10 protein-coding genes, 1 pseudogene, 1 riboswitch and 1 other annotated feature are annotated in these 12,171 nt (G+C 30.0%); of the genes and pseudogenes, 2 read left to right on the forward strand and 9 right to left on the reverse strand.

The window, feature by feature from the left end; translation table 11 throughout:
* A partial coding sequence (locus tag CCE28_RS20420; protein WP_141228400.1) for a sensor histidine kinase occupies nucleotides 1–611 on the forward strand: 611 nt, incomplete at its 5' end.
* A 58-nt stretch (nucleotides 612–669) separates the two neighbouring features.
* On the opposite strand, the gene CCE28_RS20425 is transcribed toward CCE28_RS20420, so the two are convergent.
* From CCE28_RS20425 to CCE28_RS20445, 6 genes and pseudogenes are all read right to left on the reverse strand, one after another.
* The gene (locus CCE28_RS20425; protein ID WP_242973045.1) at nucleotides 670–1,779 is read right to left on the reverse strand and encodes a sensor histidine kinase; all 1,110 of its coding nucleotides are present in this window, start codon (nucleotides 1,777–1,779) and stop codon (nucleotides 670–672) included.
* 351 nt (nucleotides 1,780–2,130) lie between these two features.
* Complete coding sequence (locus CCE28_RS20430; protein WP_095135856.1) at nucleotides 2,131–2,457, reverse strand: rhodanese-like domain-containing protein; 327 nt, start codon at nucleotides 2,455–2,457, stop codon at nucleotides 2,131–2,133.
* 38 nt (nucleotides 2,458–2,495) lie between these two features.
* A complete protein-coding gene (locus CCE28_RS22810) occupies nucleotides 2,496–2,630 on the reverse strand; it encodes a hypothetical protein (RefSeq protein ID WP_278277631.1) in 135 nt (44 codons plus the stop codon).
* Nucleotides 2,631–2,924: 294 nt separating this feature from the next.
* Nucleotides 2,925–4,928, reverse strand: coding sequence for a methyl-accepting chemotaxis protein (locus tag CCE28_RS20435; RefSeq protein ID WP_095135858.1), 2,004 nt, complete (start codon nucleotides 4,926–4,928; stop codon nucleotides 2,925–2,927).
* Nucleotides 4,929–5,201: 273 nt separating this feature from the next.
* Nucleotides 5,202–6,437, reverse strand: a complete 1,236-nt coding sequence (locus CCE28_RS20440) for an efflux RND transporter permease subunit (RefSeq protein ID WP_095135860.1) — start codon at nucleotides 6,435–6,437, stop codon at nucleotides 5,202–5,204.
* Nucleotides 6,438–6,749, reverse strand: a pseudogene (locus tag CCE28_RS20445) (efflux RND transporter permease subunit); the annotation flags it as partial.
* Between the two features lie 268 nt (nucleotides 6,750–7,017).
* Here CCE28_RS20445 and CCE28_RS20450 point away from each other — a divergent pair.
* Nucleotides 7,018–7,335, forward strand: a complete 318-nt coding sequence (locus CCE28_RS20450; protein ID WP_095135863.1) for a hypothetical protein — start codon at nucleotides 7,018–7,020, stop codon at nucleotides 7,333–7,335.
* A 97-nt stretch (nucleotides 7,336–7,432) separates the two neighbouring features.
* On the opposite strand, the gene CCE28_RS20455 is transcribed toward CCE28_RS20450, so the two are convergent.
* The 3 genes from CCE28_RS20455 to CCE28_RS20465 all read right to left on the reverse strand — a co-directional run bounded on the left by CCE28_RS20455 (nucleotide 7,433) and on the right by CCE28_RS20465 (nucleotide 11,904).
* Nucleotides 7,433–8,524 (reverse strand): GerAB/ArcD/ProY family transporter, encoded by a 1,092-nt coding sequence (locus tag CCE28_RS20455; protein WP_176461946.1) that lies wholly within the window; start codon nucleotides 8,522–8,524, stop codon nucleotides 7,433–7,435.
* Nucleotides 8,525–8,762: 238 nt separating this feature from the next.
* Nucleotides 8,763–9,776, reverse strand: coding sequence for an aspartate--ammonia ligase (gene asnA / locus CCE28_RS20460; RefSeq protein ID WP_095135867.1), 1,014 nt, complete (start codon nucleotides 9,774–9,776; stop codon nucleotides 8,763–8,765).
* 123 nt (nucleotides 9,777–9,899) lie between these two features.
* Nucleotides 9,900–10,149 (reverse strand) — a binding site (T-box leader).
* 75 nt (nucleotides 10,150–10,224) lie between these two features.
* A complete protein-coding gene (locus tag CCE28_RS20465) occupies nucleotides 10,225–11,904 on the reverse strand; it encodes a M3 family oligoendopeptidase (RefSeq protein WP_095135869.1) in 1,680 nt (559 codons plus the stop codon).
* 125 nt (nucleotides 11,905–12,029) lie between these two features.
* A riboswitch (TPP riboswitch) is annotated at nucleotides 12,030–12,138 on the forward strand.
* The last annotated feature ends 33 nt before the right edge of the window (nucleotides 12,139–12,171 follow it).

Raw genomic sequence — 12,171 nt, forward strand, 5'->3', positions numbered from 1 at the left:
TCATTAATAATTTAATTGATATTACGAAGATTGATTCGGGTTATATGAAGATGCAATTTAAAAATTATAACATTGTCAGTGTTGTAGAAGATATTACTTTATCTGTAGCTGAATATGTAGAAAGTAAAGGCATTAAGCTTATTTTTGATACAGACATAGAAGAAAAAATCATTGCCTGTGATGCAGAAAAACTTGAACGAGTTATGTTAAACCTACTTTCTAATGCAGTAAAATTCACAGAACCTGATGGAATTATAAAGGTACATATACATGATGAAGGAGAAAGTATACTTATTTGTGTAAAAGATACAGGATTAGGCATACCACAAGATATGAAAGAAAAAATATTTGATAGATTTAGACAAGTGGATGCTTCATTACATCGAAAAGCAGAAGGAAGTGGCATAGGTCTATCTCTTGTAAAATCAATTGTAGAACTACATAAGGGTTTTATCACTGTAGAAAGTGAAATTGCAAAGGGAAGTACATTTCTACTAGAACTACCAGCAACATTAGAAGATGAAGAACTTCACGTACATGGAGAAATTGCAGCAACAAGTCAGCCCAATGTGGAAAGGATCAGCATTGAGTTTTCAGATATATACGCATAGAAGGCACTTTGAAATGATAAAAATATTTAAGACATATAAAAGCCTCCTAGTATTAATACTATGAGGCTTTTATTTTATTGGAATAATTAATATATATGTCTGAAAACTCAATATTAATTTTTTCTATAAAATCATTTTGGTCCTGATTGGTAATTTGTTCGTATATATCCCTCTCTTTAGATATATTTATAACTGGAAGTTCTATTATAAACTCACTTCCCTTTCCATACTCACTAATGCACGAAATTTTACCTTTATGCATTTCAACTAATGATTTTACTACAGATAAACCTATGCCACTTCCTTCATGTTCTTGTATATGAGAATTATTTATTTGCATAAATCGGTCAAAAATTATTTTTTGCTTTTCTTGTGGTATTCCTGGACCTGTATCTTTTACTGAAATGTGGATATTTTCTACTTTATCATAGATATTAACCCATATTACTCCACCTTCTTTTGTAAACTTTGCTGCATTTGAAAGAAGATTTAGCATAATTCTTTCAATTTTCTCAGGGTCACAAGCTATAATCTTTTCTTCTATATCCGTATCAAATACAATTTTAATTCCTTTATGTTCTATGTATTCAACAACAGATAATGAAATATCTTCAACAACTCTTATAATATTATAATCTTTTAATTTTATATGAGAAAATCCAGAATCAAATTTTGTAATATCAGTAGTATTATTTATTAATTTTATGAGCCTATAACAATTCTGACGCATAATATTTATGTATTTATTAGGATTTTCAAGTGTGCCATTCCAATGTAATTCTAACATTTGCATAGAAGTGAAAATCAGGTTTAATGGCGTTTTTAAGTCGTGAGATAAATTGGCAAAAAATTGTGCTTGAACCTTATTTCTTTTAATTTCTTTTTCCACTGAATGTTTTGTTTCTGATAAAGTTATACAAAGATGATAAAGAAAAATAGATGTGACAATAATAAAAAAACTTCCTTTAAAAGTTTGAATTTTATTCAGAAGAACTATATCATTGATAGTCAATACTAAAATTTTATCGGAGAGCATTATCCATAATTGAGCTATAAAAATATAACTAAGTACAATTTTCAACGGAAATATTTTTTCCTTATAATGTAGTTGTTTTTCAGGTAAATAATTCAAGAAGAATAATTTTATAGTATTTGTATTTTTTTTCATAACCATATATCTCTCCTAAACTTTCTCTATTTTCACTATGAATGTAAATTTAACAGTTAGAATTATTATACATTATCTAACATAATTCTACAATATATAGGTGAAATAGAACGGTTACTAATGGTGTGACATAATGAATGAATAGTAATAAAAATCCTATATTATTTCTAATATAGAACTTTTGACTTTTTAAGTATACTTGTATATTATTACACCTTCATCAAAATCACTAAATGTCACTAATGAAGACTTCATATTCACAATCAGTCTATTGAACAGCTACACTACCCTTTATCTATACGATCTTTTAATCTTGATGTGAATTGGTCTAACGCCTCCATGCTTGCTCCATCATCTTTCCCTTATATTAATTTCATATTGTTTCCAAGCATTCATTCCTCCATGTATATTTTTAGCATTAAAGCCTAATTGACGTAGAAGATAAGTAGCTCTTTTACTACTTTCTCCTATGTAACATATTACTAAGATTTCTTTATCTTTATCTAATTGATTTAGTTCACATCTTAAAGATTGAAATGGTATATTAATGGCATTTGTTATATGTACATCATTATAATCTTCTTTAGCACGTATATCCAATAAAATAGAACCATTTTCCATTGCTTTTTTTATTTCTTCTACAGAAATATTTTCAATATCATGATTTGAGATTAACATATGAAAAAGCACCTCCTTTAGATATATGAATTAAAATATTATTTTTTATTTAGTAAATCTAGCGTATCACTTAACTTATCTAACACTTCTTTATTTGTATTTTCAAATGACTCAAATAAACAGTTCTTAATAGCTAATTTTTCAACATTAATTATTAAAGTCTTAACTGCCAATTTAGCTTGATGGCTATGAGATATTCCTCATCTTATACTACTTTATTATTTGATTTCTCCGTTTTGTATATACTCCTCCCAAACTTTTTTGAAAACTACATCTAATAATAAAAAAATCATTCCTTCTTACATTCAACATAATTCAAAGAAATGATTTAGTACTTATTATCAAATTATTCTTTCATTAAAATTAACCCAATACAACATAAATAATGGATAAACCATTCTTATATATTACATATAATAACAAAAGTCCTATATTACTTTTAATAATATAGGACTTTTAAAATAAACTTATATTTTAAATTTATCTATTTGATTATTAAGTTGTAAAGAAAGTTCATTTAGCCTTTGGGCACTTTCAGCAACCTCTTCAATGGTGGTAACTTGCTGCTGAACAGATGCATTAACTTGTTGAGATGCTGCAGCAGTTTCTTCTGATACTGCTGAAATATTTTCTATGGATTTAACGATTAAATCCTTATCTTGTATTACCTCAACAACATATTTGCTAACATCCTCTATTTCATTTGTAATAATATCTATTGATTTTGATATTTTTTCAAATGCATTGTTTACATCTTGTACAGACTTTGTCTGATCTAATGAAATATTTTTTACTTCGTTCATAATCTCAACTGTGTTCTTGTTTTCCTGCTGAATGGCATCTACTATTCCTTTTATTTCATCCGTTGCAGTACTTGAACCTTCAGCAAGTTTTCTTATCTCTTCAGCTACTACTGCAAAGCCCTTTCCAGCTTCTCCTGCTCTTGCTGCCTCTATAGATGCATTCAGTGCCAATAAATTTGTCTGCTCTGATATAGATCTTATTGTTTCTAGTATATTTTCAATATGATTAGATTTTTCACTTAATTGTTTTATTGCTGATTCTATTTTATTAATAGATTGATTATTCAAATTGGTTTTTTCTTTAAGTTCTTTTACTACACTAACACCTTCTATATTTATGTCCATTGCTTCATTTGCATTTTTAGACATGATTTCAGTATTATTTGCTAATTTACTAAATTTATCATCTAAATTAGATGCAAGCCTAGCCCCTTCTTCTGCATCCCCTGCTTGTTCGCTAGCACCTGTTGCTATTTCTTCAACTGATCTTGCTACTTCATCACTTGATGCACTAACTTCTTCCGATGTAGCCGCTAAGCTCATTGCTGCTCCTGATACTTCTTCACTCACCTGCTTTGCATCTACTAAAAGGCCTTTCACATTTTCTATCATAACATTAAAGCTATCTGCCATTAAACCAATTTCATCACTTGATTTTATATTTAATTTTGCAGTGAAATCTCCATCTTTCACTTTATCCATAGTATCCAATATAGTTTTTACATTATTTGTCATCTTCCCTGCAAATAGTATACCTGCACCTGATGCTATTATAAATATAATTATTCCTATTAATCCACTATTAATTAATATACCTTTCGTCTCATCATGAATTTCATCCATGTACATTGCAGATAAAACGGTCCACCCAAACTCTGGCATTTTTTTATATGCAGAAAACTTTTTGGATATAGTCCCATCAGTTTCTTTCCATTCATAATCTACAATTCCTGCTTCTAAACTTCCCTTTAAAATCTCTTTTATTTCAGGTACATGTATTTCTTTTCCGATTAATTCACTATTTTTATGTGTAATAAAATTTCCATTAGAATCTAGTATATATGGATATCCTTTTTCTCCTACTTTTATAGCACTTACTTTTTCAGATAATTTATCTATTGGCATTGTTATAGCCACTACACCAACCAATTTATTTTTATCTGCACTTTCATAAACTGGAGCTGCACATGAAATTGCAAGCTTTCCACTAACTACATCCCTATATATATCTGTAAAAATAGTAGTTTGCTTTTCCACGGCCTTTTTGTACCAAGGTCTTACCCTAGGATCATAATCATTTCCCATATCTACTTTAGGATAAATTCTAAAATTACCATCGATAGTTCCCATGTATATTTGAGAAGCGTCCTTATAACTGCTTATGTAATCTTCAAATAATTCCATCAAAAAAGGTTCGTATTCAGGATGAATTAGTATCTGTTCTGCATCAACATTTTTACTAATCATTTCAATACCATGTGTATATCCTTCAAAATAGTTTTGAGTGGATTCCTTTATGTCGTTATTTAAGGCCTCCATAGAATTTTTGAATTGTTCTTCCAATGATGTTTTTGCTTTTACATAAGATGTGGTTCCTAAAATTGAAAGAGGTATTATTGTTAGTGCTAAAACTAGAATAATTACTTTGGTTTTAATTGTAAATTTCATAAATTTCCCCCTTGTAAATGTTATTTGTGACCAGTGGTCATATTTTGTTAAAAAACCCCTTTTACTATTTTTTGTAATGCACACTTATATTTTACAATTAATTGCAAAATATTTCATTTTTCTACATGGTTTATTTTAACATGTGTCTAATACAAAAATCAATTCTGACTATTATCTCTTAGCTATAAATACGAAAAAACCACCTTTTTATAGTTTTTCACATGTTTAAAAAGGTGGTTTTTGTAAATATGAAAATTAATTATATTATCCTATCTATTCCTCTGTTTTAATTAATACTTCTTTATTTCTATTTTCTAAAAAATTTTCAATCATACTATAAATTACAGGAATAACAACCATCGTTAAGAAGGTTGAAACTAAAAGACCAAACATCAACGATATTGCCATGGGTCCAAACAAACCACTTCCTGAAATAGCGAGAGGAATAAGACCTACAATAGTAGTCAGTGCACTAAGAATAATAGCATTAAATCTCTTCCCTACAGCGTCCACACAAGCTTCATCTATGTTATACCCTTCTTTTCTTGCATCATTAATATACTCAAGGAGTAATATACCATTCTTAACAACCAGACCTATAAGGGCAATAATCCCTAAAACCGCTGTTAAAGACAAAGGCTTTTTAAATATAAACAATCCTATACCTGAACCGATTAGTGAAAGTGGTACCGTAACAAGAATTACAAGAGGCTGTATAAAAGACCTAAACTGAATTAATAGAACAATATAAATAAGGAATACAGCACATACGGCCAGTAACATAACCTTTCCAAAGGTTGTAGCCATTTCTTCTCTTTCTCCATCAAAGGTAATCTTCGTTCCAGATGTATCTACCTTTGGTAAAACCTCATATTCAATTATATTTTCAATTGCTACAGCATTATACCCTGGAAGTTCATTTAGTAGTATTTCAACAGATTGTTCGCCATTATAAGTACCTATGCTGTCTAGTTTAGAGCCAATGCCTACAGTTGCAAACTGTTTCAGTGGTATCTTTTTACCTGTTATAGAAGATTTTATTTCAAGATTTTCTAGTGCTGATGTGTTACCTATATTACTTTGTATTAATATATTATATTGTTCACCATCTTTTCTATAAACAGAAGTCTTTGATCCATATAAAGCAACGTTTATTTGCTTTTGAATATCATATTTCCTAATGCCTAGATTACTTGCCTTATCTTCATCTACATTTACTTCAAGCTGAAATGTCTCATCCTTCATATCATCCCTTATATTTGAAGTTCCTGGAATCTTTGCAATTTCAGCTTCTAGTGCATTCTTTACTTCTCTTAATCGATCTAAATTATCACCTGAAACCCTCATAACAACCTTTGCTTCTGAAGGCGCTGCATTTGCAAGAAGCTTCACAGTAGCTTTTCCACCAGAAATATTTTCATTGATCACATTCTGTACATATTCTGCTAATTCTTGCTTATCATTAAACCTTTTCGTCCTTTTGTCTCCCAAATGAAATTTACAAGCCAACTATCCAAAATCTTTTGATGGTGTTGCAGTAGGCAAAGTAAGGTAAAACTTTGGAAGTCCGTTTCCTACTGCCACTGTACAACTTGTAATTTCTGGCTCTTTCATTATAAGTTCAGCAATTTTATCTGTTAGTTTTTCTGTGGCATCCATATTTCCTGCAAGTTCTGTTTCAATATCTATATAAAGTATATCTTTGTCTGCATAGGGGAAAAACTCAGAGGGTAGTTGTGGTATTAATACTTTCATTACAGGTATTAATATTACAAATGTACTTACAACCGTTACAAGTTTCATCTTAAGGGCCTTATTTAAAAGAACTTTAAATAATAACCTAACCTTTCCTTTAAGTACTCACTTGTATCCTCTAATCGATTATACTCATTGTAAAACTTTGTCAATACTCAATGTGTAATTTAAAATAAAAGATTTCTAAAAATTTAATAATTATTCTTTTCTATCCATATTTACATTATTAGTAAAATTATAAACTATTTACAGCTTATAATAATACGTATTATTCCCATAATAATATATGTAAGCATTATCGCTTACAAACAAAATAATTGGAGGTATACTAATAATGAAAAAAGGTAAAGCACCTAAGGCAAGAAAAAATACTACACCAATGGGACAAGGACTTACTCCAGGTATGACACCAGGAGCAGGAGCAAGCTTAAGTAATTCTACTTCAGTAGGAGCAGCAGAAGTTCAAAATGCAAAGGAAAATATGGGTACTAGCGGAACTATGGCACAAACTCCTACTACAGGTATGACAGCAGGAACAACAGGAGTAGGTTTAACTAATTCTACTTCAGTAGGCCAAGCAGAAGTTCAACACGTAAAGAAAAAAGTTAAAGAAAGTGGTAATATGAATCCTACAAATACAGGTTTATATTAATTTTTATAACTCCTTGAGTATTCATACTCAAGGAGTATTTACATTAGTAAAACTTGTTTTTCATTAAACATAGTAGTTTTTCTTAAGTAATAATTTATTAAGATTTTATATCATATTTTTTTATCTTTGTAATTATAAGTAATATGATTGGTATAACTCCTGCGGCTACGAACCCCATATATCCTATATACTTATAAACTTCCTCCGCTTGATTTATAGTTTTTGGAATCATTGATACAATAAAAGACAAAGCAATCACAATGAATGCAACACGATTAAATTTCATCTTCCTACAATATTTATGAATAAAAAAAACTGTCCCATATGCCCATAGGGTAATTGTACAAAATACAGACATTAACCAAAATGCTATAACAATACCATCCAGTCTGCTTAAGAATTCAAAAGCCTTAATTTCGGTTCTTCGTACTGCAGCCAGCAATGCAGCTTTATAATGTATAACGGAATGTCCCATGATAGTCACACAAGCTTCCACTTCAAGTATATAAAGAATTCCTATGAAAGCTACCATAAAAACTGTATATTTAAATATTTTTTTATTATTTATTTTTCTATGAAGAGGTATTATACCAATTAATTCCATCCCCATTAATGGGCCTATTGTCACTGGAATTGCTTTAAAATATGTCTTTATATCTTCTACAACAAAAAAGGGTTGCAAATTGATTAATTTGCCTTGCGTAAATAAGGATACAATTGTAACTAAAAGCCCTATAATAATGACCACACCATATATTTCACAAAGCCTTGCAATACTTTTCAATCCTTTTATTACTGCATAGTACGAAATTAAAAATATAAGTAAATTCAATGTCCATATAGGTGTTTTTATTAAAATGCTAAGCTTAACTGCTTCGCTAACTATTCTTGTTGTAATAGTAAATGCAAAAAAATAATATATAATGTATATACTGATGAATATATATGTTATAAATTTTCCAGTTAATACCTCACTATACTCATCTATTGTTTTATTTTCATGAACATATCCAAGATATGTAAATATATATGTGAAAATAATAGCTATTACTATTGCAATTAATAAGGCAAACCATCCTCCTGTTCCTGATTTTTCTACAATATCTTTAGTAAGGGGCATAATGCCGTACCCTACAATTACACCGAAAATTATAAATGAAATTTGACTATTAGTAAGGTGTTCTTTCAATATATGTCACCTCCTCATAGTCATACATTTCCCATTTCTAGTATATTTTATAACATTTTACCTGTAGTTCATCCATTGTGAACAACACTCACACATTTTCAAATATCCCATAAAAAAATACTAGCTTCTTTATTAAGAAACTAGTATTTATAAAGGAATGTTAGCTTATACACTTTTATAATTTAGACACTTTAATTATATATAGAGGGCTAACAATCCCTATTAGCATATTATTCTCTTATAATAATTGAATGTTTGCTCTTTCACATGCAAGCATCATTTCAACTGGCCAAATTGATGCTTGAACTTCTCCTATATGGGCCTTTCTTAAGAAGAACATACAAATTCTTGATTGACCAATTCCACCACCTACTGTATATGGTAATTCCTTATCTAATAACATTCTGTGGTATTGTAATTCTTTTTTATCTTCACATCCAGATATGGTTAACTGTCTTTCTAAAGATTCCTCATCAACTCTTATTCCCATTGAAGATAATTCAAATGCAGACTCAAGTATTGGGTTCCAGAAAACTATATCTCCGTTTAATTCCCAGTCATCATAATCTGGAGCACGGCCATCGTGTTTCTCTCCTGATTTTAAATCTCCACCAATCTTCATAATGAATACAGCTTTATGCTTTTTACAAATAGCAGTCTCCCTTTCCTTTGATGTAAATTCTGGATACATATCTTCTAGTTCTTGAGCTGTTACAAAGAATATCTCTTCTGGTAAAAACTTTTCATAATCATCATATACTTCTTCTCCTACGAAATCTTCTGTAGCTTTGAATACTCTATAGATACCGCTTACAATTTCCTTTAATTTTTCTTCAGTTCTGTCTTCCTTTTTAATTATCTTTTCCCAATCCCATTGATCTACATAGATAGAATGTAAGTTAGTAAGCTCTTCATCTCTTCTTATTGCATTCATATCTGTATATAGTCCAGTTGCTTCTTCAAATCCATATCTATATAAAGCCATTCTCTTCCATTTTGCTAAGGAATGAACTATTTGAACTTCCTTTCCTCCAATTCCCTTCACATCAAATCCTACGGCTCTTTCTATTCCATTTAAATCATCATTTGTTCCCGTCTCTGGTGCTACAAATAATGGTGCTGATACTCTAGTTAAGTTTAATTCCTCAGCTAATGCTCTTTCAAAGAAATCTTTCACTTTCTTAATAGCTACCTCTGTTTCAATAACATCTAATACTGGTGTGTATTCTTCTGGTACAAATAGTTTATACATAATTCTTCCTCCTCTTGTTTTTTCACAATATTCGTAATCTTCTTAATATTCCGATTATATTCATTCCATAATTGGCTCTATTCCTTTTTTGGGTATTAAAAAAACCTTCCACCCCTGCTACTTAGCAGGGACGAAAGGTTGAATTTCCGCGGTACCACCCTAAATTGGCAATATGCCCTCTTTATCAGTACGGATTGGTATATAATCGATACTGTCCACTAGATAACGGTTTGGTTCCGTCTAAGCCTACTTTCTTGCGATTTCGGTTAGAAACTCAGAGATGTTCTTCATTAAAGATTTCGTGTTGGTCTTTCACCGTCACCAACTCGCTAAGACTACCTTCTTTAATTACTCTTCTCGTCACAGTTTTTATTACTGAGGTTTTCTTTTATTGATGATAATTGTACATGACACAAAAACATTTGTCAATACTTTTTGAAAAGTTTTTTTATTTTTTATCTATCCAGTTTTTGATTTCCTGTACAATAGGTTCTATTACACCCCTTTCAAAGGGACTTTTTAATGTGGCGCTTTTAACTAGCTTTAAGAAAGACAAACTTCCACCACGTTTACATAGGTTTATATAGTCTTGCCATGCTTCTTGTCTGTTTTTATTAGCCTTTGACCAGAATTGGAATGCACATATTTGTGCCAATGTGTAGTCAATATAGTAAAATGGATTTTTAAATATATGACCCTGTTGATACCAATATGAACCCCTTTCTAAGAATTGATTATTTTCATAATCCCTATGGGGTAAATATTTTTTTTCCAATTCTCTCCAAGCTCTTTTTCTTTCCACAGGATTCATCTGTGGGTTGTTATATATTATATGCTGAAATTCGTCAACTAATACACCATATGGTATGAATAATATGGAATTTATTAAATGACCATATCTATATTTGTCAGCTTCTTCTCCAAAAAACAGATTCATCCAAGGCCAAGTTAAAAATTCCATGCTCATGGAATGGATTTCACATGCATCTAGGGTTGGAAACTTATATTCTACTAAATCATATTCTCTACTCTCATAAACTTGAAAAGCATGACCAGCTTCATGAGTTAATACATCCACATCATCTATAGTTCCATTAAAGTTTGAGAATATATAAGGCATATTAAAACTGCCTATGTAAGTACAATATCCTCCAGGTGATTTTCCTTTTTTGCTAAGTAAATCCATACAATTTTTTTCTACCATATCTTTAAAAAATATTTTCGTTTCAGGAGATAATTCATTATACATTCTCTCTCCCATTTTAAGTATATACTCTGGGTCTCCGGCTAAATTTGCATTACCATCTTTAAAGGTGATTAATTCATCATAGTACTTTAATTTATTTACACCTAATTCTTTTCTTTGCATTTCTCTTAATTCAGTACAAAAGGGCACTATATATTTTAATACTTCCTCCCTAAATGTGGCCACCATCTCAGGAGTATAATCGGATCTTAACATTCTTTTATATCCTAAGTGAGTAAAATTTTCATAGCCTAATTTTTTAGCTATGTTAGTTCTTACCCTAACTAAATTATCATAGATAGTGTCTAATTTTTCTTCATTTTCTTCAAAAAACTCATATTTGGCTTCATTGGCTTCTTTTCTTGTATTTCTATCCTCATTCATTTGATAAGGTCTCATTTGAGATAAATTACATACTTCACCATTGAAATTAATGGAAGCTGCGGCCAATACTTTAGTGTATTCACTCATAAGTTTATTTTCTTCTTTTAAGTCATCTATTATGTCTTCACTAAAGGTATCTATGGTCAGACTGGCTATGGTGAATAACTGTTCTCCCCATTTATCCTTTAATTCTTCAATGTTATTCGATTTCATTAAAGTCTTATAAAATTTTGAAACTAAATCGTCATACTCAGGTTTATTCTCATCAAAGAATTCCTGTTCCTTTTCATAGAATTCTTCCTTTGTGTTTATGGTATGCCTAATATATACAATTTGTTCCATGGATTCAAATTCAACTCTTAAATTATTAATTTCCAACAATAATTTATTCTCAGTTTCAAAGTCATGAGCTTCCTCAAAGCTTAACAATAATTTATTAAATGTATTTTTAAGTTCTTCCATATTAGGTCTTTTATATTTCATATCTGCAAATTTCACCTATTTATCATCTCCTCTTAAAGCATATTTCAATAATATTAATATTTACCTAATATGTCAATTTAATCCTCATTTATTTCGTATTGACCATTTTTTATTCTTATAGTAAGATTAACCTAAAGTAAATATTTGGCTAGGGGAGTCAGTGTTACTGTCTGAGAGTAAGAATGATAATTCTTTAACCCTTGACCTGATCTGGATAATACCAGCGTAGGAAAGCACCTTTAATATGCATAGAATCTATTGAGCATGTACCTATTGTTGGTA

This window comes from Anaeromicrobium sediminis, assembly GCF_002270055.1.
GTDB classification, from domain to species: domain Bacteria; phylum Bacillota; class Clostridia; order Peptostreptococcales; family Thermotaleaceae; genus Anaeromicrobium; species Anaeromicrobium sediminis.

Excerpts from the sequence above, each read along its gene's own strand:
- CCE28_RS20425 (WP_242973045.1), bottom strand. The coding sequence starts at position 1,779 with ATGAAAAAAAATACAAATACTATAAAATTATTCTTCTTGAATTATTTA.
- CCE28_RS20430 (WP_095135856.1), bottom strand. The coding sequence starts at position 2,457 with ATGTTAATCTCAAATCATGATATTGAAAATATTTCTGTAGAAGAAATA.
- CCE28_RS20435 (WP_095135858.1), bottom strand. The coding sequence starts at position 4,928 with ATGAAATTTACAATTAAAACCAAAGTAATTATTCTAGTTTTAGCACTA.
- CCE28_RS20450 (WP_095135863.1), top strand. The coding sequence starts at position 7,018 with ATGAAAAAAGGTAAAGCACCTAAGGCAAGAAAAAATACTACACCAATG.
- asnA (WP_095135867.1), bottom strand. The coding sequence starts at position 9,776 with ATGTATAAACTATTTGTACCAGAAGAATACACACCAGTATTAGATGTT.